The following is a 26,479-nucleotide window of genomic DNA, read 5'->3' on the forward strand; positions in this document are numbered from 1 at the left end:
AGAACTATTATTTGGTTATTTTGGTATTACGATCCTGCACATACAGTACCGACACGGCCGCGCAAAGCATGAACAGACCCGCCAGCACAATGGCATAAATAGCCTGCCCGTGGAAAAGCGCTTTCACGATCCAACCACCGAAAAAGCCGTTAACCACCTGCGGCAAGGTGATGAACAGGTTAAAGATACCCATATACACCCCTATCTTTTTAGCAGGCAATGATCCCGCCAACATCGCATAAGGCATACCCAGGATACTTCCCCAGGCCAAACCGATACCCACCATTGGGGCAACCAGCGTGTTTGGGTTGGTGATAAAAAATATCGATATCAAGCTGACCCCGCCCATGATCAAGGAGAACGCGTGGGCCGCTTTACGGCTGGTCTTTGCGGCGATAGTAGGCAATACCAACGCATAGATGGCCGATACGCCGTTATAGATACCGAAGCAAATACCTACCCAGTTACCGGCATCGGCAAAAGTGGTTGACGCGGTATCCCCGGGGGATACATGGTAAATGTGTTCGGCAACGGCAGGGGTCATAAATACCCACATGCTGAACAGCGCGAACCAAGAGAAGAATTGTACTAATCCCAGCTGACGCATGGTGGCAGGGATATTCTTCAGATCGGTAAAAATGGTCATCAAGCCGCCATGGTTTTCTTCCGCTTCCTGATGGTCAAATTGTTTATAAACCTCAGGGGGATACTCTTTGGTGGTTAATATCGTGTATAATAAACTACCGATCAATACTGCCGCGCCTGTATAAAAAGAGTACAGGATATTTGGCGGCACCTGACCTTCGGGTGCAACTTTAGCTACACCAAAGTTCTCGGCCAGAACGTATGGCAACCAGGATCCTATCACCGCGCCAATACCGATCAGAAATGTCTGTACCGAAAAGCCTGTGCTCCGCTGTGAATCCGGTAAGTTATCAGCTACCAGTGCGCGGAATGGTTCCATAGCTACGTTAAAGGTAGCATCCATGATCATCAGCATACCTGCGCCTACCATTAGTGGCGGTAAGAACATCAGCATAGATGAGTTTGGCATAAATACCAAAGCTATAGCCGCCAGCAATCCACCTACAAGGAAGTAAGGTTTGCGTCGGCCTAATTTATTCCAGGTGCGGTCGCTATAGTGACCAATGATCGGTTGTACGATCATGCCCGTAATTGGTGCGGCCAACCAAAATAAGGAAAGGTGTTCTACATCAGCCCCAAAAGTTTGCAGGATGCGCGAGGCATTACCATTTTGCAAAGCAAAGCCAAATTGTATCCCCAAAAAGCCGAAGCTCATATTAAATATCTGCCAAAAGCTGAGTTTTGGCCGTTCCACTACCTTGCGCTTTGCGGCGCTTGTGGTAGCGGGTGAAATATCTTTGTTAGCCACTATCATCTCTTCAATTCAATTACAAAAGTTGATTTAGCAGGTATGGTGATCTGCTTTAAATTGGTTATTGTTTTACCGCTGATCACGTCCACGCCGCTGTTAAAGCCGGTCATACGTTCGGTGAAAAAGCTGGTATCTAAAGTGGTCTCCTTATCGTTTCCGTTATAGCAGATCATCACGGTCTTTTGCGCATCGTAACGGAAGTAGGTGTAAACACCCTGACGCGGGATATACTGCATCAACTTACCCGTTTGCAGGGCAGGCGTGTTTTTACGGTAGTTGGACAAGGTGCGCACATAATTGAAAGCGTCGTTCTCCTTATCGGTCCTGCCGGCAGCGGTGAACTTATCTTTTTTATCACCTTCCCATCCGCCCGGGAAATCACTGCGGACCAAGCCATCCGGATTAGATATGCCCGTCATCAATATCTCGTTACCATAATACACCTGCGGTATGCCGCGCATGGTCAGTAACATGGCCATAGCCGACTTATACTTGGTGATATCCTCGTTCAGCACAGATACCATACGGCTCATGTCATGATTATCCATAAAGATCACGTTGCGGGTAGGATCTTGATACATAAAGTCCTGCGCTACCACGTTGTATAAACGATAAACGCCGTCGGTCCAGCCTTCTTTGCCGTTCAGGGCTTCGTAGATCGCATCTTTGATCACCGCGTCGGTGATGCCCGGCAACTGGGTATCAAAACCACGATTAACGGTATTGCCTTGCGTAAAGAAAGCCTGGTTAGCTACCGACCATACCAGCGTCTCGCCGAAAATGGAGAAGCGCGGGAACTCAGCTTTTACCTTCTTAGCCCAGTCGGCCATGTAAGCGGCATCGTTATACGGATAAGTATCCAAACGGAAACCATCTATACCGGCATACTCCACCCACCAAATATGGTTCTGTGTCAGATAGTTCTGAACGTAAGGATTGTTCTGGTTAAGGTCGCCCATACGCTTATCGAACCAACCATCCAGCATCTGTTTCTTATCAGCAGCAGATCCGTGCGGATCCATCACTGCCGCGTCGCGGAAGTTGGAATTGGTGTATTTTGGCCACTGATGTACCCAGCTTTTCATCGGCATGTCCTTCATCAGGTAGCTGTCGATACCGATGTGATTATGCACCAGGTCCTTAATCACTTTCAAGCCTTTTTGATGGGCCAGAGCAACGTATTCTTTATAAAGCTCGTTAGTGCCGTAGCGGCGGTCTATCCTGTAATAATCGGTAACTGCATAGCCATGGTACGATGCTTGCGGCTCGTCGTTCTCTATTTCCGGTGTCATCCAAATGGCGGTCACGCCCAGATCTTTCAAATAATCCAGCTTGTTCATCAAACCTCGGATATCGCCACCATGGCGCGAGTACATCGAATCGCGGTGCAAGCCGGTCTCCAGCATGTTCTTGTTGACGTCGTTAGATGGGTCGCCGTTAGCAAAGCGGTCGGGCATCAGCAGGTAGATCAGATCTTTATTGGTTACGCCCTGCGCCCATTGCGGGGTGCGGTTGCGCAGTTTTAGCTCGTAGCTGTAAACGATATCTTTTGTCCCTGCTCTTTTGAAAGTGATCGGGAATTTACCCGGACGGGTAGATGCCGCTATCTCCAGATCAAGGAACAAGTAGTTAGCGTTCTCTACTTTGTTAACCTTTGTCAACTTTACACCGGGATACTTCAGGCTGACATTGCTGCCGCCGATCTTATCGCCGTGAACGATCAACTGCACTTTAGGGTTTTTCATCCCTACCCACCAATTGGCTGGCTCAACACGATCTAATGCAGGTACCTGAGCCATGAGGCCGGTCGTTGACATTAATAGAAGCGAAAGCGTGATAACCGATCTGAATTTCATCATTTTTATAAGATATATAAGGACAATATGATCCCCGCCTGCCGTAAGAACGACGGGTAGAACTGTAGATAATTTTAGGGGAGACGGATCAAATTTCCGGCAATGGGCCGGCCACGGGTCGCAAAGTTTTTCCGATCAGTTAAACTTAAATATGCCGATGCTTTTTATCTCTGCCTAAACCGGTTACGTTCCACCATAAACGTTCACCAGTTGATACCAAGGCAGGGCAAAACACATCACCCGGGCCGGACTTATTTGCCGGTCAATATTTTTCAAAGAAGAACCAACAGGCTGCCGCTGATGTGGCAGCAGCCCGCGGGAATATTTTATTGTTTTACCAAGGTGTAAGCTGCGGTGGCGTTAACTTTCGTTGTTTGGCCCTCAACTGTGTAAGTTGGTGTAAAAGTGATCTTGTAAGTCCCATTGCTTGGCACCGGGATATCGCCACCATTAGCGCTGGTCAGCGTTTTGCCATCAGGCGTGGCCGGGAGGCCAAAACTTGTACCCCAATCATGGTTCAGGCGCACTTTAAATTTGCCGCTTGCAACCAGCGTAGTAGTTACCTCCCACGCGCCGGTAGCATAGTTGTATTTCATGTCGGTATCAGTCCCCCAACCGCCTACGGTAGCATCGCCAATAACACCAAAGTAGAATGCAGGTGTACCAAAGGTGATGGTGTTATTATTAAGATCCACAGTTACCTGGGTGATACCTGCTTTTGGAGCCGGGATATCGCCACCTGAGGTGCTGATCTTGTCGCCGCCGGCCGAACCGTAAGCAACATCCCATTTCTTTTGCGGGGTAACTTTAAAGTTAAGGTTACCGGCAGTAAAATTGATGATACCGGTGTAAACGCCATTACCCGTCGCCGATTCTAAACTATCGGCAGAGGCCGGGTTCCAACCTTGATAAGCACCCGGTACGTAAATGTAGCTTACCAACGCGAACGGAGTTGCAGTGATGGTACCCACATTAGAATAGGTGATGCCTGATGTTGCACTTAAAGCCGACTTTTGGCGGATCTCTACCTGTGCCACGGTATTTGTTTTAAGACCCAGACCTAACAGTACGTTGTTCAATTCCTGCACAGTAAAAGTTTTGGTAAAAACACCGGTACCAAGATCTATTACTGTGGGTTTGGCAAAGTTGGTACCTTTAACGGCCAGCTCAAAAGTGTAAGTTGGGGCCGCTTTGTAACCATAATCCTGGGCTTTACCTGTAAGCGTTAACGCGTTGGTGGTCAGGTTGGCCTTCACCAAAGCCGGAGTAGTGGTTGACAATGTTAGGGTAGTAGAACCTGCCACCGGCGTAGCTACCACCTTTAGCTCGTCTTTTTTGCAAGATGATAGCAGGGCCACGGCCAGGCCGCTTAGTGCTAAAAACTTAGTAATCAATGTCTTCATCTCTTTGTTAAGTTTAATATTGGTTTAAATAGCGCCGGCAAAACTGTTTGTTGCGGCTTGCCGGCGCTGTATGTTTTTAGTAACCTGTGTTCTGTTTCAAATTAGGGTTAGCGGTCAGATCGTCGAGCGGGATAGGGAAAATATTGCGGAACGATTCAACAGCCCTGCCGTTAGCAACGCCACCTTTAAATGGCCACAGGTAAGTAGCCTCAGTAAATTTACCGTAACGCACCAGGTCGGTACGGCGGAAACCTTCCCAATACAACTCGCGGCCACGCTCATCAAGGATAAAATCTAAAGTCAAAGCCGATTGAGCGATATTGCCCGAAGCGTTACCGTAAGCGCGGGTACGGATCTGGTTAATATAACCTAATGCAGTTGCAGTGTTGCCACCACTTCCACCACGTAAAGTAGCTTCGGCATAGATCAGGTACATCTCGGCCAAACGGAACAGCGGGAAATCCACATCTGCATAGTCTAAGCTTTTACCGGCAGCACCGCTACGGGTCACATTCTTGTATTTAGTTACAGCGTAACCATCGGTGAACACGGTCTGATCTTTGATCTCTAAAGATTGACCTGAAGTGTAGAACTGCGCACGTTTATCGGCAGTACCGTTAGCATCAGGGAACAAGTTCACCAATGCTTTTGTAGTACGGGCACCGCCCCAACCACCTTTAATACCATAATCAGATGCCGGCATCAATCCGCCAACAGGCGCGTGAGTTAAGAACGTTGTACCGCCAAAGCTTTGTGTACGCAAACCATCGTAATTAATGGTCAGGATGTTCTCGGTATTGTTTTGATCGTTATCGGCACGCATAATGCCCGGGTAGTTAGCGAACAAGCTATAACCTGCGCCTATCACTTTGCTTGCATAGGTAACCGCGTCGGTATAACGTGCAGTGCCGGTATAAACCTGAGCGTTCAGGTATAATCTTGCTAATAAGGCCCAATCCGCACCCTGGTCCGCGCGACCATACTCGTTGGCCTTTGGAGCAGACAGTAATGGCTCGATCGCTTTCAGTTCCGATTCGATGTAGTTGAACACCTGCGTACGACTGCCTTGTTTTGGGATAGTACCGATCAGATCAGCCTCGGTAGTGAACGGAACATTACCGTAAGCATCTATCAATACCCAGTATTGGAACGCGCGCAGGAAACGGGCCTCGGCGCGGAACTTACGGATGTTATCAGCATCTGCACCGCTGATGCCACGTTTGCTTAACATATCATCGGCCGATTGGCGGATGAACTCGTTAGCCAGGGTGATCTGATATTCAGAACGGTAGTACAAACCTTTCAAGAAAGCGTTACCTGGAGTCCAGTTCATATTGTGGAAATCCTGGATACCTACGTCGCCCCAGGCAATTACAGCCTCGTCTGTAGATAATTCCTGTGTTTTCCAGAATAGACGTAAAAAGTCTGAATACCCTTCGTCTATACCTTGCACGTCGCCGTTACCTGCCGGGCCGTTGTTACCTGTCAGCGCAAAGGCTGCGTAAACTTTAGCAGCAGATTGTTTGTAACCCGCGGCGGTGGCGTATACCGTTTCGCTGGTAATATCATTGGTAGGCACCAGATCCAGGTTCTTTTTGCAAGAGACCAGGGCACCCGAAAGCATTACTACGGTAAATGCTTTAACTATAAATGTCTTCTTCATATTGCTTGGTGTTAGCTATATATCTATTAATATGAATTATTAAAACTTAACGTTCACGCCTAAAGTGAAGGTACGCGGACGAGGGTAAAAGCTGTTATCGATACCGTTGCTTATCTCCGGGTCGATGCCTTTGTATTTGGTGATCACGAATACGTTCTGCACGTTAGCGTTCAAGGCTACACTTGCCGATGAACGGAAGACCTTACCAAAGTTGTAGCCTAAGCTGGCGTTATCCATTTTCAGGAACGACGCGTTCTGTACGTAGTAATCAGACAGTCTGCTCCTATCGCCTGAACCTGACAGACCGCTCTCCAATACATTGGTAGATCCGTTATTGATGTAACCCAGCGGGTTAAGGATATTGGTACTGGTACCAGTGGCTGACGCTACGTTATTGTACATGTAGTTACCAACGTTAGCACGCAATACGGTAGCAAGGCTCCATTTTTTATAATTCAGGTTGGTAGAGAAACCAAAGATGAATTTAGGATCTGGTTGTTTGTACAAGTAAAGGTCCTTATCGTTAATGATGCCATCGTTATTACGATCAACAAACACATTATCAAGTGGTTTGCCGTTGGCATCGTAAACTTGTTGGTAAACGTAGAACGCTGCACGCGGCTGTCCTAAAAAGAAACGCTGAACATTAGTACCGGTACCGCCTGATACACCACCAGTAGCTAAACCAACGCTGCTTGGGCTATCAAAACCCGATAACTTGGTCACCTTGTTCTCGTTATAAGTAACGTTAGCGGCAATATCCCAGGTCAGATCTTTAGAGCGGATGGCTTGTCCGTTAATAGCGAACTCGATACCGCGGTTGGTCATGTTACCAATGTTGGTCACAAACTCGTTAGAGAAACTTGCACCGGCAGGTAGGTTAACGCGGGCGATCAGATCCGTAGTGTTTTTGTAATAAGCATCTACACTACCGCTGATACGGCCATTCAGGAAACCAAAGTCGATACCGATGTTGGTGGTAGCACTTTGCTCCCATTTACGACCCGGATCATAGCCTGACGGGCGATACAATTGGTAGTAGTTGCTACCTAATTGGTACGATGCCGTATTTTGGCTCAGATTGTAGTAAGAAATATAAGCGTAATTATCGATAGCGTCTTGCTGACCGGTGATACCGTAGCTCACGCGTAATTTCAGATCAGATAATACCTTAGCATCTTTTAAGAAAGACTCTTCTTTGATCCTCCACGACGCTGCCGCCGAAGGGAAGAACGCGGTACGATCAAGCGGGCTGAACCTTGATGAAGCATCGCTACGCAGCGTACCGGTCAAGGTGTATTTATCAGCATAAGTATAATTTAAACGACCGTAGTAAGATAATAATCTGTTACGCGGGATATCAAAAGCATTATTCTGGGTGGTTATCACGGTTCCGTTCGCTGCGCGATCCGGGAACAGGTAAGCGGTGGTCTTATAATCGTAATAAGCATAACCCGCAACCGCGTCTATACGGCTATTGATAGATTTGATGTCCTTAGCGTAGTTCAGGTAAGCTTCAAAAGTGGTATTCAACACCTTGTTATGATACTCGTTGTTGGTACCGCTTTGCAAATTTGTCGTCTCGCCGCCCCTGTTGTATTGGAAACCGGCTGCCGGGGTAGCATTAATGGTACCACGGCTGTCGGATATATCGTAACCCAGGTTAACGTTCAGGTGCAGATCCGGCAGGAAGTGGAATTTATAATCCAACTGCGCGTTACCGATGCTGCGTTTAACCTCGCTGTTATCAAACCTTTGCTCTAATAAACTCAGCGGGTTACGTGGTGCTAAAACTTTAAGACCGGTAGCCGATGAAGGGTCCAATATCTCATAGTAGCCCATATAGTTTTGGTTACCCGAATACACAGGCACCGTAGGGTTAAAAGAAACCGCGGCACCAATAGCGCCTTGGTTGGCAAAACGGGCACGGCTTAACGTACCTTTTAAGTTAACATCAACTTTTAAATGGTTATCCAAAAACTTAGGCGATAAGTTAACACCTGCTGATGTACGATTCAACTCGTCTGTTTTTAAGATACCACGCTGGTTAAGGAAACCTACCGATACACGGTAAGGCAGTATGCCTGCTGTACCGCTTACGCTCGCGTTATTATCATTAGCTACAGCGGTTTGGTAGATCAGTTTTTGCCAATCGGTGTTCTCGGTACCTAAGTAGCCTTGATATTGTGCCGATCCGTTAGCTTTAACATAATCGCGCATTTGATCGCCTGTTAGAACGGCCACTTGTTTGATCAGCTTAGATACAGATATATTTGAGTTAAGGGTTACCTGCGGCGTACCGGCAGTACCTTTTTTGGTAGTAACGATGATAACACCGTTAGACGCGCGTGAACCGTAAATGGCGGTTGCAGAAGCGTCTTTTAACACGGTAAAGCTCTCGATATCGTTAGGGTTGATCAAGGCTAAAGCGTTAGGGGCACCGGCAATACCGTCGTTGCTCAGTTGCACACCGTCGATCACGATCAATGGATCATTACTCGCGCTCATAGATGCACCACCACGTACGCGGATAGTGCTACCTGCACCCGGCGCACCGCCGTTTGGTGTGATAGACACACCGGCAACTTTACCGGCGATCAATTGCTCGGGCGTGGTAATGGTACCTGTTTGGAAATCTTTTGATGATACCGTAGTGATAGAACCCGTCACGTCCTTTTTGCGGGCCGTACCATAACCTATCACCACAACCTCGGTCAGGTTTTTGGCTGATGGCACCAGATTAAAGTTAGATGTAGCGTTCGCATCACCTACCGTCACTTGCTGGGTAAGCGCGTTGTAGCCAATAAAGGTAGCCGTTACCGTATAGGTGCCGGGTTTTACGCCGGTAATTTTAAATACACCGTTGGCATCGGTAGAGGCGGCTAAGGTGGTGCCGCTCACAGCAACGGTAGCTCCCGGTAAAGACAGGTTGTTCTCATCAACCACTTTACCTGTAATGCTTCTTGTTTGCGCAAACACCATCGCTGATGTGAACAGCAATGCAAAAAAGAGCATATACTTTTTTAGATAATCGTTTCTCATTTATTTGTTCTTTAGTTAATAATGGGCATTGGTTAGTTTCATTGGGCCGGTTCTTCTTTTCCGGCGTTTTGGCGTAAGGTCGGTCGGTTGTTAAGTAAAGTTTCTTTTCATTCGTTCAAACTGGTTCGGTGTGGTTTATTGTTAGTTCCTTTTCTCCTGACCACCGGCTTCATCTACGGCAAACTTAAAGCCAATGCGGCCGGCGATCGTTTATCTGTTTTTGTTAGAAAATATAATTGGTTTTAGTCGCTTCAAAAACCCGTGGTGGTGTAACCAGCTTAAGGCATTGCGACAAGACAAAGATTGGTCAGCATAATGGCTTAACCTATATATTTATCAAAAATTTAAAAAAAAATCAGCTTTTTAAAAATCAATTATTTGAAATTCAATTAGTTAAAAAACAACATCGGGCAAAAAATTTAAACGGAATTAAGGTTTTTTCAGGTACTTAGTGTATCGAGTTTAAGTTATTGGTGTATGATATCTGGTTTTGGATAGCAATTTTATGCATGCATAGCATTACGTTTTTTAAAAACAGAGGGTCTTAAAAAAAGTTGGTATCGGGCTGACAAAATTTTCCAGCTCATGGTCGGGCGGCATAATGCAGTATGATGCTATTATTCCCCGATCGTGGAGTTGGGGAATTTTGGGTAGGAATTTATTAAGAGGTGATCAGATCGATATGTGGTATCCGACCATAGAAGGTGCTACAGATCCGCAATGTGCTTAAAAAGCAAAAGCCATGATCAGCATCCCGGCAATGACAACATCATCTGCACAGAACTGATCACGGCTTTAATACCAATCGCGGTAGCATTTGCTCCGCGATGGTGTATCGAAATTTTACTTACTTCTTTTTCTTGGCCTGCATTTTATCGTGCAGGGTCTTCATAAAGTAACCACCCACTACCGAGCGGGCCTGGAAACCTACCTGGTTACCGCTTACGGTCTCGTGCCAGTCACTCAATGGTACCCGCGAGGTAGTCTCTTGCGAATACTTGTAAATCGGCTCGATCAGCGCATCAAATTGGGCTTTTGTAGGCGCGAAGGTAGCGGTCCAAACGATCCAGTCAGATTTGGTGTACTCTTTACGGCTATCCAGCGGCAAACCATATTTGTTCTGACGGGTGAGGTAGTACTTGGTCTCGGTATCGTAAACCGACTGCGGGAAGATGTCCAGGTTAAGCACTTTGTCCCAAACCAGGTTATACTTTTGACTCCAGCTGCCCTTTTTATCGAAGGCCAGTGTATAGTGGTCGCCGTCATTAGCCAACTGCATCCAGCGTGGCGCCATTTCTTTAGCGATAGCGCGGTATTTGGCAGCGGTCTCTTTTTCGCCCAATTTTTCGGCCATTTGCGCATAGCAGCCAATACCTACAATAGCTTTAACCGATAAGTTGGCATTACGTGCCAGGTGACCGGCAAAATCGTCCGTACATAATTGGTTGGCCGGGTCAAAGCCCTCTTTGGTCAGGTAGTTCACCCAGGTGCTTAGGGTCTTCCAGTGTTTTTTTGCATAGCTTGGGTTGCCTTCGGCAGCAGCGATAGCGGCTGTCAGGATGATCATATTGCCCGACTCCTCTACCGGCATGCCCTCGCCATAGGTTTGGCCATTGGCGTGCGGATAAGTACCCAGATCGTGCGCTGCGTAATCGTGACCGTATTTGCCTGTCTCGCTAAAATAGAAGATACCGTTCAACATACCTTCCATCAGTTTAGGGTTATAGATCAGGTATAACGGGGCGGACGGGTAAGTAACGTCTACCGTATTTACGAAACCACCGCTAAAGTTCTCTTTAGAGAACCATAAGATCTCGCCCTGAGGGCTCTCTAATAACTGATGCGCAGCGATGCTTTGGCGATATGCCAAAACGTTCAATCCGGCGTAAGCTTTACCGCCTGCTTTTAAAGCCTCGGCGTACATGCTTTTGTTGAACGCGGTACATTTTTGCAGGATAGTAGCATACTCCGTAGCCGCTTTGGTCATTTGGCCTTCAATGGTCTCTTTGCCGCTCTTGTTCCACCATGGGCGTAAACGGGTGTTGAAATACTCCATCGACCAAACCTCATCGTAAGCCAATTCTATAAATTTGGATACGGCGGTCGGGCCTACTTTGCCGAAAGGGATAACCGTATTCAGCGCTAACGTAGTGCCTTTAGTCTCGGTAGTAGCGGTTTTACCCTGCCGGAACGAGCTAACAGCGTCGATCTCTGATGTGATATATTGTGTTGCGCCAGATGCTTTAGGGGCAGCTACATAAACGTAACCCCAGTCGATACGCACACCGTCACCTGCTTTTTTCAGGATCGGTTGCTCATCGGTACCGGCTTTCAGGATGCTTAATGATGCCGTGCTATATTTTGACGCGGTGACCGGTTGTTTAGCCTGATCTACAGCCAGATCGGTAGATGCGCTGAAGAACACTTTCACCGAGTGCGTTTTGCCATCGTTAGCCTTTGCCTTGTAAGTGATATAAGACACCGGGCGCGACAGGATGCTCAGGTCGGTCAGCAATAATGGCGACGTAAAGGTCACATCCAGATCTACCTTACCTGCTTTAAAGTTGTAGATAGTTTGGGTAGGGTTGATGGTGACATTCTTTTGCTCGGCAACAGCCAACTCTGCCGTGATCGCGGGCTTCAGTTTGTCTACAAAGCCAGCATCAGCACGCGTACCGCCACCGGTATCATGCACGTGGAAAGCCAGGATATTCTCGCCCAGTTTCAATTTCTTTTTGTCGACAGGGATAAACTCGTAGCCCTTGCTTACACCAACTTTGGTGTAAATGGTCTCGCCATTCAGGGTAACGTCGATATCGTCATCAAAAGTAGTTTTCAGGAATAACTCGTTAATGTCATCGATACGTGTAACGTTGAACGCCCTGCGGATCCAGATATCTTTTGAGCGCCAACGGATCTTGTTCTCTCGGCCATCACCAATTGGCGACATGCCGTCGGTCCAATCGGCAGCGGCAAAGTCAGGTTTTATCCAGTCAGCACCAGGTTGTTTTTCGGTGTATTTTACGGCGTAGCTTTTCTCGTCGCTGGCAGGCAGGATAGTTTTGTAGCGCACAGGCTCTTTACCCATAAAGCGGTAATCAATGCCGTCCACGTTAACTATGCCTATCAGCGACTGATCAACACCTGTCCAGTGCGTGGTGGTACCATCGGTCAGTTTATCCGTGTTAGACCATACGCTGAAATAGGTATCATGCGTAATGATCGGGTAAGATGGCGCCTTGTTCACCTGGGCCGAGGCAGTGAAACCTGTCAAGATCGCGGCGATCCCAAAAAGCAGTCGTTTTTTCATGAATGTAAATTTTCTAAATATCAATTGGTAATGGTGGATACCCTGCACGAATTAGCGGATGCAGAAATTTTACTAATGTAATAAGATCCGTTTTAATTATTAGTGTACTTTTTACAAAAAGGTATCAGAATCTGATCTCGATATTTTGCATAGACACGATACCTCGTGTCTAACATCTCAAAGGTCAACAGTACACACCCGCTCTGCATACGGCAGACACGAGGTATCGTGTCTCTACAAAAAGCCCCGTCTTTTGTCGCGATCGCCCTTCGTTATCATCATCTCATCCTATTAATTTTGATAAACTTTAAAACCTCCTACCATGAGAAAGATAGTCTACGCCATGAACATCAGCATCGACGGTTGCTACGACCATACCATGATCGATGGCGATGCCGAACTGCACGAACACTTTGCCAATCTTGGGCAAGATGTTGACCTGACCATCTACGGCCGTAAGATGTACGAACTAATGGTGCCCTACTGGACCGAAGTAGCCAAAAAAAAGACCGCCGTAAAAGGCACTGATGATTTTGCTAAAACTATCATTGAGCTGCCTAAGATCGTTTTCTCTACCACGTTGCAACAGGCAGATGTCGACGGCAACACCACCATTCTTCGTGGCGACCTGGAAGATGAGGTGCGCAAACTCAAAGCTTTGCCCGGCAAAAATATTTCCATCGCCGGGATGACGCTGCGGTCGCAGTTAACGGCGGCGGGTTTGGTAGATGAGTATCACTTTGTTATTCATCCCCTACTGATCGGCGGCGACGGGCCCCGGCTGATGGCCGGTATCGGATTCCCTGAAAAACTAAAACTTAAGCTTCTCAGTTCAACAATATTAAGATCTGGCGCGGTTGGCCTGCATTATATAAAAGCGTAGTTGCAAAGCGTACCGATCCCTAACTTTACTAACTTCGGTACATGAAACGTCCCCTGCTTTTAGTCATCATATTCATCGCCATTTTAGCTTCCTGTAAACAACCGGCCAAAAAGAAAGCCGTAAAAGTTAACCCCAAAAAAACCTGGGACAAAACCATCCAGGGAAACTTCAGCGCTACATCGGAGTTGAAAGTCGACACCCCGCTGATCGATACTTTTTTTAAGCAATATCCGGATCTGGCATCATCAGCCGAATTGGTGAAGGATTTCTACCGCAACCGCAAGCAAGCCTATGCCTGGTTTAGCAAGGGCAAACTGATCGAGCAGGCAGGTAACTTATCCAACCGGGTAATGGACCTGCAAAATGAGGGCATCTACAAAACCACGCCCTACCAAAAAGCTTTAGACTCGCTCATCCACGGCAACCAAAAGAAAAAAGCCGACCTGAACCTGGAACTGATGCTGACCGCACAATACTTCAGCTTTGCCAAAATGGTTTATGGCGGCATGGACGCGTCGGTAAGTAAGGCGACCAAATGGTATGTCCCGCGCAAAAAGTTGGCTTACGCCGAGTTACTGGACAGCCTGATCAAAGCCCCGACATCGGCAGCAGAACCGGTTTATCGCCAATACGAATTATTGAAAATAGCACTCGGCAAATACCGCAAACTGGAAGCGCTGAACGATTGGCCTACGATAACATCCGGCGATACTTTAGCCATCAGCAAGCGGTTGACACATTTAGGAGACCTGAAAGCAAATACATCGGCAAATATTTCTGCCGATACCCTAAAAGCTGCCATTAAACAGTTTCAAGGCAGGCATGGCCTGGCTACGAATGGCAAAGCAGGCAAGGAAACATTGGCGGCATTGAACGTGCCATTGAAAACCCGTATTATCCAACTGATGGTAAACATGGAACGTAGCCGTTGGCTGCCGGTAAGCATTAAGACCGATTATTTAGCCGTCAATATCCCCGAATTTAAACTGCACGTTTACCATGCTGATAGCCTGCTGTGGAGTACCCGTGTTGTTGTGGGACAAACCACCCACCCTACCACGGTATTCTTCGGTGAGGTAAAATATGTGGTGTTCAGCCCGTATTGGAATGTACCCGAAAGCATTGTCCGTAACGAAGTTTTGCCGGGCATCCGCCGCAACCCTAACTACATTGCCGCGCACCGTATGGAGATCACCGGGAAAGAGAACGGCTTGCCTGTCATCCGCCAAAAACCGGGAGAGAGCAATTCTTTAGGATTGGTCAAATTCCTGTTCCCTAATAGCTATAATATCTACCTGCACGATACGCCTTCGAAATCCCTGTTCGGTGAATCGGCACGGGCATTCAGTCACGGCTGCATCCGCGTAAGCGAGCCTGCTAAACTGGCCCGTTTCCTGTTGCGGAACGATGCCAAATGGGATTCGGTCAAGATAGATAAGGCCATGCATCGCGGTAACGAGCAGTACGTCACCCTAAAAGATAAAGTGCCGGTGTTTTTAGCTTACTTCACTTCCTTTATCGACCGCGACGGGCTGCTTAATTTCCGAAAAGACATTTACAACCTGGATGGCAAACTGGCCGAAACATTAATATCCGGATCGGGGAGTTATTAACATGTTCAGTTAGACGGCGATGCCGTCCCGACGGGTTCATTCTTCTCATCGGCAGGCAACTTTTGTCCGGCTACCACTGTTGAATTCGCGATCTGCTTAGCCGCCCGTTCGGTAGCGAAAGATGCGGTCACGCAAGTCACCAGGATAAGAATGATAGTGCCGTTCAGGATATTCTCGTCGATGATATTGGCTTTAAAACCTACCAAAATGATAGCCAGCGTAGCCGCTGCGTGCGATGCGCTTAGGCCGAAGATCAGCCCGCGCTGGGTGGCCGTGTATTTGAATACCTTTTGCGTTACCCATGCTGCTACCCACTTACCAATGAGCGCGGCAAAGGTTAGGCTGATCGCCACGATGATAGCCGTTGGTCCGTTGAATAAAACCCTTAAGTCCACGATCATACCTACGCTGATCAGAAAGAAAGGAATAAATATAGCGTTACCCACGAACATAATATTCTCTTCTAACGCCTTAAAAGGTTTCACCAGGGGGTTAAGCACCAACCCGGCAGCGAACGCCCCAATAATCGGCTCTACCCCTGCCATTTGAGCCAAAAACGCTGAGAAGAACACCACAGCTAACACGAAAACGTATTGCGATATCTTCTCGTCGTCGAGTTTATTCAAGGCCCATTTAGCGATACGCGGGATGAGCACGAACATGATCGCTGTAAATATGGCCAACGATACGCCCAGCCTGATCCAGAATGCCGAGTTAAGGCCATTGGTATTGGCATCCATGATCACCGCTAGGATGATCAGCACGGCGGTATCGGTCAGGATCGTACCACCTACCGCTAATGCGACCGCTTCATTCTTGGCCACCTTATAACGGCTCACGATCGGGTAGGCCACCAGCGTATGCGTAGCGAACATACTTGCGGTCAACACCGATGCCATTAACGGATAGCCTAACAAGTAATAACATACCGGGAAACCGATCGCAATGGGCAGCGCAAATGTGAGCAAGCCAAAGATCAAACTCTTTTTGCGGGTCTTGCTAAAGTTCACCATATCCAAGTCTACCCCGGCAATGAACATGATGTAGAGCAGACCGATGGTAGCGAACAGCTCGACCGCTGAATTTTTCTTCAACAAGTTCAAACCATTTGGGCCAATGGCGATACCTGCCAAAATAAAACCGACGATGCCCGGCATCCGCAACCTCCGCATCAGGAAAGGGGCCAGCAGGATGACCGCCAAAATGAGCGAGAAAACAAGTACCGGATTAGCTAATGGTAAAGTAAATTGTTTTAAAATATGTTCGGGAATGATCTGGTGCATGGGGTAGATGAGAGAAACAAGCAGGACCGCTTTAGAATTACTAATATAGCAAAAATAATTGGTAACGCCAAATCTTATATCCCGGGATGCAGTATTATTTTGATCTGCTATCTTTAACAAAAACCTGATTATGAAAAGCCGCTTCCTTACCACCCTGCTTGGCTTACTGCCGGGTATATTGTTCGCCAAAACCCTGCATGTGGGTAAGGGCCAACCGTTCGAGAGCATCGCGATTGCAGCAAGGTCGGCAGCACCCGGCGATTCCATTTTGGTGCACAACGGCACTTACCGAGGCGGGCAGTCTCTCGACAACCTGAAAGGCGCGGCAGGCAAATGGATATATATTATTGCCGAAAAGCAGGGCGAAGCGATCATTGAGGGCGGCCATGCATCGGTACAAGGTAACGACTTGGCGTACGTTCAATTTGAGAGCCTCACCTTTACCAAACAGACCGACAACGGCGCCAACTTTAGCGACGGTGCCACGTACGAAACCCCAAGCCACCATCTAACTTTCAAAAACTGCACTTTTAAAGACATAGCCGCTACAGGCAATAACGACCTGCTGAAACTGTCGGGCGTGGATGAATTTACGCTAACAGGCTGCACGTTCCTCAACGGATCTAAAGGCGGCAGCGGCGTTGATATGGTGGGCTGCCACAAGGGTCTGATCACCCAATGCCGTTTCGAGAATATGGGATCTAACGCCATACAAATGAAAGGCGGCACCAGTGATATGCGCGTAGAGCGTTGCCTGTTCAAGAACGCGGGCGAGCGGGCCATCAACTTGGGCGGCAGCACAGGTCTACCATTTTTCAGGCCGATGGATGTGAAATGGGAAGCCGCCGATCTGAAGGTTTACAGCAACGTGTTTATAGGCGGCGAGGTGCCGGTGGCATTCGTCGGCTGCACCCGGTCCGAGGTGGTGAATAATACCATCTACAAACCTAACCATTGGGTTTTGCGCATTTTGCAAGAGAATAAGGATACCACGCGCTTTGTTAAAAGCGGGCATAATACCTTTGCTAATAATGTCATTGTGATAGATCAGCGGGTGCGGGTGATCTGCAACATTGGCGGTGATACAGCTCCGCAAACTTTCACTTTCACTAACAACGCCTGGTGTAATGTAGATGCACCAAACTGGTCGGCCACGCAATTGCCGGTAATAGAAAAGAATGCAATGTTCGGCAAAGATCCGTCGTTTGGAGATGCTGTTAAGGAGGACTTTAGCATCGGCAAAGATAGTCCGCTTATAGGGGCCGGATCAAAAGTATCGCAGCCTGAAAAAGACTTCGACAACAGACCATTCAAAGCTAAACGTGCCATCGGCGCATTCGAGGTGAAATAGCTAACTTCGGCAGCATACAATTACCTGCCGCTACCCATGGATAAATTACGCCAACATATCGAAGAGTTATCCCCGCTTACCGATGCGGAGTTCGACCTGATCAAACCTTACTTTACTTACAGACGGATTAAAAAGCATCAATATCTGACCCAAGAGGGTGACCAGTCGGTGGCTGAATATCTGATCTTATCCGGCGTGTTCAGGATGTTCCATTTGGATGCTGACGGCAAGGAATACATCGTACAATTCGCAGGTGAGAATTGGTGGGTAGCTGATTACCAGGCCTACTTTAAAGGCAAACTGGCTACGCTACATATCACCTGCATGGAAGATGCCGAGGTGCTCTGCCTGAACCTCAATGGCCGCGAGAAGCTGGCTACCGAGTTCCACAAGATGGAGCATTTTTTCAGGATGAAACTTACCAACGGTTACGTGGCATTGCATCGCCGGATACTCTCCTTGCTATCCAGCACACCTCAACAGCGATACGAGGAATTCGGTCAGCTTTATCCGCAGCTGATGCAAAAGATCCCTAAAAAATATATCGCGGAATATTTGGGGGTTAGTCGGGAGACGCTGAGTAGATTATATTCTAATAAGTGATCTTCTGAACTTTATAATTCCCTCCCTTGGGAGGGTTGCGGAAGAAAAGAGCGATAGCAGGGAGGGGTTAGCCATGATGCAAAACGGCTAACCCCTCCCTGCCATTTCAACACATCCCACTTCACCCCTCCCCGAGGAGGGATTTATAAAAACCATCGTATGAGTGTGATTTTCGTCACACTTTTTTAGTGACCTGCTTCCTCGGAGCGGGGCTATCTGATATTCTAATTTTGACTATATCAAAACACAAGAATTATCATGGACCTGCAATTAACCAACAAAACAGTTTTTGTATCCGGCGCTACTGCCGGTATCGGTTTCGCCATAGCTAAAGGGTTTGCTAAAGAAGGCGCTATAGTTTACCTGAACGGCCGCGACCAGGCCAGGGTCGACGCAGCTATTCAACGCATCAAAACAGAAACCCCTAATTCGACAGTTCACGGCATTACTGCTGATCTGGCTACACTTGACGGCTTTAACAAACTGACCGGCGAGCTACCCCAAGCCGACATCCTGATCAACAACCTCGGCATTTTTGAGCCTGTCGATTTCTTTGACCTGAAAGACTCGGATTGGCAAAAAATGTTCGACGTAAATGTGCTAAGTGGCGTACGCCTGACCCAACACTTTATGCCGAGCATGCTAAAAAACAACTGGGGCCGCGTGATCTTCATCTCCAGCGAATCAGCCTTACAGATCCCTACCGAGATGATCCACTATGGTTTCTCTAAAACCGCTCAACTATCTATCGCCAACGGTTTGGCGCAACTGACCAAAGGCACCGGCGTAACCGTCAACTCGGTACTCCCCGGCCCTACCTATTCGGAAGGGGTACAACAATTTGTGGCCGATCTGGCCCAGCAAGCAAACAGCAACACTGAAGAGGTCGAACATAAATTTTTTGCCGAGACCCGCCCGTTAAGTTTGCTGCAAAGATTTGCTACGGTTGATGAGATCGCAAGCTCAGTGATCTATTTATCAAGTCCGTTGGCGGCGGCTACCAATGGTGCAGCTTTACGTGCCGACGGTGGCATACTGAAAGGACTACACTAAAAAGTGTGAGGCAAGTCACACGCTATTAGTGACCTGTCTCCTTCTGCCACAGTGCTCCTGCTACCGACATTTGCCATAGACAAAAACTATTAAATATTAAAACATTATAAACATCTAAAATCTCACAGTCATGAAAAAGAACATTTTATTCGTAGTATCAAGTGCAAGTGTAATTGGTCCTAACAACCGCGCGACAGGCAACTTACTGACCGAGGTGGCCCACCCTTACCAAACCTTTAAAGCGCAAGGTTACAATATCGATGTATTCAGCGTAGCCGGCGGCGATGCACCGATAGATATGGTTGAACTGGAAGACCAAATGAACCAAGCCTTTTTAAATGGCGAGGGCGCTATCGCTTTCAAAAACACTCAAAGTATCGATAAGATAGATGTCACTAAGTACGATGCCGTGTTTGTTCCGGGCGGCTTGGCTCCGGTGGTTGATATGCCCGATGATCCCATCGTGCAAAAGATCCTGGCCGATATGTACGATCAAGGCGGCGTGGTAAGCGCGGTATGTCATGGCCCGGTGGCCCTGATCAACGTCAAACTGAGCGATGGCAGCTACCTGATCAACGGCAAACATGTAACCGGTTTCAGTAAGGCTGAAGAAGAGCACTATGCAAAGGTTGACGTTCCGTTCGAATTGGAGGATGCCCTGATAGATCGTGGCGGTAAATACAGCGCCGCTGCCGAATGGCAAGCCCACATAGTGACTGACGGCCGTTTGGTGACCGGCCAAAACCCGGCATCTGCAACAGGCGTGGCAGAGAGTGTGATCAATTTATTAGAGCCCGTTCAAGCGTAATTTCTATTCTGATGATTAACCACGAAGGGCACAAAGTTTTGCACAAAGGCCACAAAGTTTTTGTTGCCGATGAATAGCTTTGTGCTCTTTGTGGTTTTCTCTTTGTGAACTTTGTGGTTAAATAAACTATAGTAAAATGCAACCAATAAACATATTCGCCAAATGGCAAGTAAAAGAAGGTGAGTTAGACACCGTTCTTAACCTCATTAGCCAAGTAGCCGAACAAAGCCGTGCCGAGGATGGCAACCTGTTATACATAATCAACCAAAGCACTACCGACCCTAACACTTTGCTGTTAGCCGAGGCGTATCAGGACGAGGCCGCATTGGACGCGCACCGCGCATCAGCACACTTCCAAAAGATCGTTGTTGGGCAGATCGTTCCTTTGCTGGATACGAGGGAAGTTGTAATAACAAGAGAAATAAGTAGGGTGTAGGTGTATACAGTGTAGGTGTATACACCACCTACATTTTTAAGTATCTAATTTTCAGCGAACTAAAAGTTTATACTTTTACAATAAAACACAATACTGCACGTTTTTATAATTTCTTATCAGGCGCTGGTTCATCCAACCGAGCTGATCCATTCAAACTTTTCAGGCAAACAATCTCCCAGCACCATCGGTTAGAAAAAGAAACTTGATAACCAATGGACCCGAAAGAGCAACAACAAGAACCCGAAGATAGGACACCTGACTTTGTAGAGGACCCGACCAAGATCAGCGATTTTGGCGATGAGCAGGATAAGGAGCGCGAGCAGGAAAGTTTCCCGGAATTGAGCAATCAGTCAGACACGCAAAACGAAACCGACATTAGCGATCTGGATATCGACCCGACGCACGACGGCGACGGAAGCATCGTATAACACAAAAGCCTGATCAAAGCTTGAGCAAAGTTTTGATCAGGCTTTTCTTTTGTTTGGATATGGGCACTTTTTTGTCCGACCGCTGCATGATCAGGTAGCCCGAATCCTCATTCAGGATACTGACGATATGCGCCTTGTTCACCAGGTGCGATTGGTGGCAGCGGATAAACCCGTACGGGGTCAGCATCTCATCATAAGCATACAGCGGTTTGGATATGATATGTTCCGCGCCATTGGCCAGATAAAAAGTGGTGTAGTTATTTGATGATTCGCACCGCACAATATCCTTTACCGGCACCAGGTAAGTTTCCTTTAAGGTCGGCAGGGCTATCTTCTCGTTCTCGTCGGGTTGTTTTTTGTCCAGCAGTTGCAGCAGGTTACCCAAACGCAAGTTCTGTTTTTTGAGTTGTACTGATGCTTCGGCGCGTTCTACTGCGTCCTTTAACTCGGTAGTGTTAATTGGTTTGAGCAAGTAATCCAGCGCCGAAAATTTTACGGCCATAATGCCGTAGGTATCATAGGCGGTCACAAAGATCACCTCAAAATCGGGGTCGGGGATGGAGCGCAGCAGTTCAAAGCCATTCTTGCCGGGCATTTCAATGTCTAAAAACACCACATCGGGTTTCATGGTCATGATCAGCTCACGGGCCTCGTCGGCATGGGTGGCCGTAGCAATGATCTGCACACCCGGGCAATGCCGCGCAAGCAATGCCGAAAGGTTGCTGATGTTGAGCGTCTCGTCGTCTACTAATATCGCGCTGATCATTTAATTATTCATCCAGTTATGAAAGGTCAATATCACCGTTGTGCCTGTTGTTTTAAGCACCTGCAGGCTTATCCGCCCATCGGTTTTCAGTTCATTTACAGCCTTGATCAGGTCGGCCGTTAAGGACAGGCCGTAGCCGGTCTCCCGTTCTATCCAGGTGCCGTTATCCTTGATCAATATCGCAAAAGTATCCTTTTCATCCGTCCCCACACAACTTACCAGCAGTTGGCCTTCGTCGCCCAGGCTGGATAAACCATGCTTGATCGCGTTCTCGATCAGTGGCTGCAGGATCAGCGTTGGTATCTCTATGCCCGAGCGGTCAATATCTCCAGATACCTGAATCTCCCATTTAAAATTAAAACGCAAAGCTTCCAGGCGGATATAAGCCCGCATCATCTCCAATTCCTGATCCAGGCTGTTAAACACTTCGTTGCTTTTCACCAGCGTTTTACGCAATAACGAGCCAAACTCCTCCAGGTAAGTATTGGCCTCTTCTATCCTGCCCGTATTCATCAACCCCTGTACCGAACTCAATGCGTTAAAGGTAAAATGCGGGTTCAGTTGCGAGCGCAGCCTAATAGCCGACTGCTCTAACTGTTTATTCTCTTTTTGTGACGACCGTATCCTCAATTTAAAACTCCGCACCACCGCAAAAAAGATCAGGCCAATGATCACCAGGGCGTAGTTAATATAGGCAACGGTAGACTTATACCAGTAGGGCTTCACGAAAAGGTAGGCATACACCATACTCTCGTTTTGATCGGTGTAATAGGCGCTTAACCTGTAAACCGCATTGGGTTCAAGATCCAAGGTGGCAAAGCCCGTAGTGCTGGTTGCGCTTTGCTGTTCTTTGGTCCTGTCGTTCACCAAAAAGTACTGCACCTCCATGCCCTTGGTCTCGGGCGTTTGTATCGCTTTAAGATCCAGCGTTCCCGGGGCCATGCTTAGTTTCTCAACTCGGTCATTCCGTTGACGCAAATTGTAGAACGCGTTCACGCTGTCCCTATCCTGATGATAAAAGGCCACTTCGGGGATCAGCCGTGGCCGCTTAACAATGTATTTAGCTAAGAACGCGCCGCTTTTGGTCTCGTTAATATCGATAGTCAACTGCCTGCCCGGGTCCAGGTACAGGGAACCATATGCCGATGTGGCCGACTGGTTAGCCTCGCGGTCCACTTCCTGATGGAAAGGGCGGCTGTTTACCCAATACGAAGTCTTGCCCGAGGTATCCGTCATGTAAATTTTCAGATATCCGCCAACGGTGTACAGCGTTACTACTCCCCCGCCCTTCCGTCCGGTCTTGATGCCGTTCGTGCTGATGTCATCAGTTGAGATGCGGATATAAGGCAGGTCTACTGTTTGTTGCTGGGCAAAGCCCGCCTGAAAGGAAGCGACGATAGTCAACAACAGCATGACGTTTTTTCTTACCCCGGTTACCTTTATAATTTGCATAGCGTTGCTAATATAAGTCAATATTTTATGTGGAGCTTTCATTGTTGGTTAGCTAAGGTGATCATGGCATCCATCTCGCTGATCAGTCTGGGTTCGGATGCAAAGCCGCTGGTTTGGAAAAGCAACCCGCCGTTTTTACCGATCACCACTTTGGTAGGGATACCCGATACCTTGTAGGCCGCCGCCGCAGGGTATAGCTTCGGTTTATCTTTAGTGGCGCTATCCATCAGCACTTTAAAATTGTATTTACTTTTTTGGATAAAAGCCTTCACATCGGCTAAAGGGGTTGCGCCCTCCTGCTTGGTGGCGATGAAAAGGAATACTACCTCGGGATGTTTTTTCACCAACGTTGCCATACCAGGCATGGCCGCGATACAGGGGCCACACCAGGTGGCCCAAAAATCAAGCACCACTACTTTACCTTTAAAGTCGGCAAGCGATACCGGTTTGCCATTCAGATCTTTCAGCGTAAATGCGGGTGCAGCTACATCATGCAACATTGTTTTGGCAACAGCCGCTAATTGCTGTTTTTGCACGTTCGCTTTCAGAGAATCTAACAGCTTAATAGCGGCCGACCCATCAGCACCTCTCTTTACGTGAAGCTGCTTTAACCAAACATCCATCTTATCGGTAGATCGGCCCATGGTAGCCATCATTAGCAGCAGATCATAAGCCCGTTCATCCTTACCGTTCTTCATCAAGATGTCGGAACACAGTTCGGCAGTTTCGGGCATCATCATATCATCAAAGCCGGTCTTAAAAGCCAGGTCCATCTGCACCAGGGCATCAACATATTTGCTATTGGCATGCAGAACGTAAGCATAGGTAAAATGATATGGGTATGCCGCCATCGTCATAAACCTGTCCCAATCGGACTTGGTATAGTCGGCCGGGCGGGCAGTTGGATCGTCTTTATAGGAAAGGTATAGGTCGACCGTCCTTTTGGCAATAACTTCGGCATAGTTAAGCCCGGTCTTTCCACGCACCAACATATCTGCCCCCATGTTTAGGTAGGATGTTTGGTTGAATTTATTTTTGATGGACGCGATGTGCCGCTCAAAATTCCCGGTATCGTTTACGGCTAAAAACGACAAAGCAGTTATACCTTTCAGCACATCTATCTGCTCGGCATTTTTAATGGCATCCAGTTTAAACTCTTTGATGGTCGCCTGCATAGCGACAACGTTTTTAGCCGGATCCTTTTCTTCGGACATTTTTTTGAGCCGGACATCGAGCGAGGATAAACTCTGGGCAAGAGCCACCGGTGCTAACAAGCAGATGAGGATCACAAAACAAATAAATTTCATACGGTGATATTTTTGAGCAGCATTTTTATTTACTGATCAAAAATAACATCACCACAGATCAACTGCTTACAGCACTGTGAACACGTACCGTAGCGGCGTGAATTTGGATAGATAACCATTGGTGATATACTTTCTAAGATCTTTTCTGCACACCCAAACAAAGACCTGGCTATGTTACAAATTTATAAAGACAGCTAACTTTTCTTTTTATTTTGCGTTTTAATTAAATTTGATCAACCCTTTATAAACGCATTATGTCATGGCTGATACTTCACTTACCAACGGGGACCGCAAACTGAGCGAGAGCGAAGAACGTTACCGCGCTTTGGTAACGGCCACGTCTGAAGTTGTTTATCGCATGAGCCCCGATTGGAGCGTGATGCACGAGCTGGATGGTGGCAGTTTCCTGCCGGACACGGGCGAACCTATTGCGGATTGGATGCAGAAATATGTGCACCCGGTGGATCAGGAATTGGTGGTAGAAACGATATCTGACGCTGTGCGGTACAAAAAAATGTTTCGCCTTGAGCATCGGGTATTGCAGGCCGATGGCAGCTTAGGCTGGACATCGTCCACCGCCATACCGGTATTGGACGATGCCGGTGATATCATAGAATGGTTTGGTGCCGCAAGCGATATCTCTGCCCGCAAAAATACCGAAGAGGCTTTACGTATATCCAAAGAACAAGCCGAGCAGCAAAAGCGACTGATGGAGATCGTGACGTCTAACACACCCGATCTGGTCTATATTTTCGCGCTTGATTATACTTTCACCTTTGCAAATCCGGCCCTGCTCACTATGTGGGGGAAGACGTGGGATAACGCTGTAGGAAAACGGTTGTTAGATAACGGCTATGAACCCTGGCATGCCGAAATGCACGAGCGCGAGATAGACCATGTTGCGGCCACCAAAGAGACCGTCCGTGGCGAGGTGGCCTTTCCGCACGCCGAATTGGGGCGTAGGGTTTACGATTACATCCTCACCCCGGTCATCAATGCACTTGGCGAGGTAGAGGCCGTGGCCGGTACCACCCGCGATATCAGCGAGATCAAAGAGAACGAGCAGCGTAAGAACGATTTCATCAGTATGGTGAGCCATGAGTTGAAGACGCCGCTTACATCGGTGATCAGTTATGTGCAGATCGCACAGAAACGGGCGGCCCAAAACAACGACGAGCTGGCCGGTAACATGCTTGCCCGCGCCGGCAAACAGTTAGCCAAAATGACCCGCATGATCAATGGCTTCCTGAATGTATCGCGCTTAGAATCAGGCCGTATCCATATCGATCTGGAACCTTTCGATCTTTCGCTACTGATCAAAGAGGTTGAGGAAGAGACCGCCGCCACTATTAACAGCCACCACATTAATTTTGATCATAACGGCGAAACATGGGTGAACGCCGACCGCGAAAAGATAGAGCAGGTATTCAATAACCTGATCAGTAACGCGATAAAATACTCCCATGCCGATACCGCTATCGAAGTGAGCTATCACGTGACCGGCGACCACGTGCAGGTCAGCGTTACCGACGAGGGCATCGGTATTGACCCTAACGATCTGCCCCGCCTTTTTGAACGTTACTATCGCGTAAAAGAAGCCGAACTGAACCACATTGCCGGCTTCGGCATCGGCCTGTACCTATGTGCCGAGATCATTAAACGCCACGGCGGCGAGATTTGGGCAGAAAGCAGTGCCGAAAAAGGCAGCGTGTTCAATTTCACCCTGCCCTTGTATCAGAAATAGATCCGCTTATTTTTCTATTGAACATGGTGACCGATCCACGCTGTTCATTTTCTGGGTTTTGATTATCTTAGCGCGACCAATA

Annotated in this window: 20 protein-coding genes; 10 read left to right on the forward strand and 10 right to left on the reverse strand. The window is 47.8% G+C overall.

The window, feature by feature from the left end:
• Positions 1-7 precede the first annotated feature (7 nt).
• From IRJ16_RS19625 to IRJ16_RS19645, 5 genes are all read right to left on the reverse strand, one after another.
• Positions 8-1,399 carry an MFS transporter gene (locus tag IRJ16_RS19625; protein WP_228080337.1) on the reverse strand — a complete coding sequence of 464 codons (1,392 nt, stop codon included), beginning with the start codon at positions 1,397-1,399 and terminating at the stop codon, positions 8-10.
• Positions 1,396-3,255: a glycoside hydrolase family 13 protein gene (locus IRJ16_RS19630; RefSeq protein ID WP_228080338.1), complete on the reverse strand. Its 1,860-nt coding sequence runs from the start codon at positions 3,253-3,255 to the stop codon at positions 1,396-1,398. The genes IRJ16_RS19625 and IRJ16_RS19630 overlap by 4 nt, the downstream gene beginning before the upstream one ends.
• A 323-nt stretch (positions 3,256-3,578) precedes the next feature.
• A complete protein-coding gene (locus IRJ16_RS19635; RefSeq protein WP_194113345.1) occupies positions 3,579-4,655 on the reverse strand; it encodes a SusE domain-containing protein in 1,077 nt (358 codons plus the stop codon).
• Between the two features lie 76 nt (positions 4,656-4,731).
• Positions 4,732-6,318 (reverse strand): RagB/SusD family nutrient uptake outer membrane protein, encoded by a 1,587-nt coding sequence (locus tag IRJ16_RS19640; RefSeq protein ID WP_194113346.1) that lies wholly within the window; start codon positions 6,316-6,318, stop codon positions 4,732-4,734.
• A 39-nt stretch (positions 6,319-6,357) separates the two neighbouring features.
• Entirely contained in the window at positions 6,358-9,360 is a 3,003-nt protein-coding gene (locus IRJ16_RS19645; protein ID WP_194113347.1) for a SusC/RagA family TonB-linked outer membrane protein, read from the reverse strand.
• A gap of 236 nt (positions 9,361-9,596) precedes the next feature.
• Between IRJ16_RS19645 and IRJ16_RS19650 the strand changes: the two genes are divergently transcribed.
• Positions 9,597-9,812: a hypothetical protein gene (locus IRJ16_RS19650; protein ID WP_194113348.1), complete on the forward strand. Its 216-nt coding sequence runs from the start codon at positions 9,597-9,599 to the stop codon at positions 9,810-9,812.
• A 395-nt stretch (positions 9,813-10,207) separates the two neighbouring features.
• Here the strand turns inward: IRJ16_RS19650 and IRJ16_RS19655 are convergent, their stop codons facing one another.
• Entirely contained in the window at positions 10,208-12,670 is a 2,463-nt protein-coding gene (locus tag IRJ16_RS19655) for a glutaminase family protein (RefSeq protein ID WP_194113349.1), read from the reverse strand.
• Positions 12,671-12,992: 322 nt separating this feature from the next.
• Here IRJ16_RS19655 and IRJ16_RS19660 point away from each other — a divergent pair, with 322 nt between their 5' ends.
• Both IRJ16_RS19660 and IRJ16_RS19665 read left to right on the forward strand, forming a co-directional pair.
• The gene (locus IRJ16_RS19660; RefSeq protein ID WP_194113350.1) at positions 12,993-13,553 is read left to right on the forward strand and encodes a dihydrofolate reductase family protein; all 561 of its coding nucleotides are present in this window, start codon (positions 12,993-12,995) and stop codon (positions 13,551-13,553) included.
• 41 nt (positions 13,554-13,594) lie between these two features.
• Positions 13,595-15,166 carry a L,D-transpeptidase family protein gene (locus IRJ16_RS19665; protein ID WP_194113351.1) on the forward strand — a complete coding sequence of 524 codons (1,572 nt, stop codon included), beginning with the start codon at positions 13,595-13,597 and terminating at the stop codon, positions 15,164-15,166.
• Positions 15,167-15,171: 5 nt separating this feature from the next.
• On the opposite strand, the gene IRJ16_RS19670 is transcribed toward IRJ16_RS19665, so the two are convergent.
• Positions 15,172-16,449, reverse strand: a complete 1,278-nt coding sequence (locus IRJ16_RS19670) for a cation:proton antiporter (RefSeq protein WP_194113352.1) — start codon at positions 16,447-16,449, stop codon at positions 15,172-15,174.
• A gap of 130 nt (positions 16,450-16,579) precedes the next feature.
• On the opposite strand from IRJ16_RS19670, the gene IRJ16_RS19675 reads away from it, so the two are divergent.
• The 6 genes from IRJ16_RS19675 (at position 16,580) to IRJ16_RS19700 (ending at position 21,128) form a co-directional block, all read left to right on the forward strand.
• Complete coding sequence (locus IRJ16_RS19675; RefSeq protein ID WP_194113353.1) at positions 16,580-17,800, forward strand: right-handed parallel beta-helix repeat-containing protein; 1,221 nt, start codon at positions 16,580-16,582, stop codon at positions 17,798-17,800.
• A 36-nt stretch (positions 17,801-17,836) separates the two neighbouring features.
• Positions 17,837-18,403 carry a Crp/Fnr family transcriptional regulator gene (locus tag IRJ16_RS19680; RefSeq protein ID WP_194113354.1) on the forward strand — a complete coding sequence of 189 codons (567 nt, stop codon included), beginning with the start codon at positions 17,837-17,839 and terminating at the stop codon, positions 18,401-18,403.
• A 258-nt stretch (positions 18,404-18,661) separates the two neighbouring features.
• On the forward strand, positions 18,662-19,456 hold the full coding sequence (locus IRJ16_RS19685) for an SDR family NAD(P)-dependent oxidoreductase (protein WP_194113355.1): 795 nt from the start codon (positions 18,662-18,664) through the stop codon (positions 19,454-19,456).
• Positions 19,457-19,586: 130 nt separating this feature from the next.
• On the forward strand, positions 19,587-20,264 hold the full coding sequence (locus IRJ16_RS19690; RefSeq protein ID WP_194113356.1) for a type 1 glutamine amidotransferase domain-containing protein: 678 nt from the start codon (positions 19,587-19,589) through the stop codon (positions 20,262-20,264).
• Between the two features lie 136 nt (positions 20,265-20,400).
• Complete coding sequence (locus tag IRJ16_RS19695) at positions 20,401-20,700, forward strand: putative quinol monooxygenase (protein WP_194113357.1); 300 nt, start codon at positions 20,401-20,403, stop codon at positions 20,698-20,700.
• A gap of 212 nt (positions 20,701-20,912) precedes the next feature.
• On the forward strand, positions 20,913-21,128 hold the full coding sequence (locus tag IRJ16_RS19700) for a hypothetical protein (protein WP_194113358.1): 216 nt from the start codon (positions 20,913-20,915) through the stop codon (positions 21,126-21,128).
• A 13-nt stretch (positions 21,129-21,141) separates the two neighbouring features.
• Here IRJ16_RS19700 and IRJ16_RS19705 read toward each other — a convergent pair whose 3' ends face one another.
• The 3 genes from IRJ16_RS19705 to IRJ16_RS23145 all read right to left on the reverse strand — a co-directional run bounded on the left by IRJ16_RS19705 (position 21,142) and on the right by IRJ16_RS23145 (position 24,653).
• Positions 21,142-21,894 (reverse strand): LytR/AlgR family response regulator transcription factor, encoded by a 753-nt coding sequence (locus IRJ16_RS19705; protein ID WP_194113359.1) that lies wholly within the window; start codon positions 21,892-21,894, stop codon positions 21,142-21,144.
• Positions 21,895-23,307 (reverse strand): sensor histidine kinase, encoded by a 1,413-nt coding sequence (locus IRJ16_RS19710; RefSeq protein WP_194113360.1) that lies wholly within the window; start codon positions 23,305-23,307, stop codon positions 21,895-21,897.
• Between the two features lie 77 nt (positions 23,308-23,384).
• Entirely contained in the window at positions 23,385-24,653 is a 1,269-nt protein-coding gene (locus tag IRJ16_RS23145) for a TlpA family protein disulfide reductase (protein WP_290246697.1), read from the reverse strand.
• A 259-nt stretch (positions 24,654-24,912) separates the two neighbouring features.
• Between IRJ16_RS23145 and IRJ16_RS19720 the strand changes: the two genes are divergently transcribed.
• Entirely contained in the window at positions 24,913-26,397 is a 1,485-nt protein-coding gene (locus IRJ16_RS19720) for a PAS domain-containing sensor histidine kinase (protein WP_194113361.1), read from the forward strand.
• Positions 26,398-26,479: the final 82 nt, after the last annotated feature.

It is taken from the genome of Mucilaginibacter myungsuensis (genome assembly GCF_015222005.1).
Lineage (GTDB): Bacteria > Bacteroidota > Bacteroidia > Sphingobacteriales > Sphingobacteriaceae > Mucilaginibacter > Mucilaginibacter myungsuensis.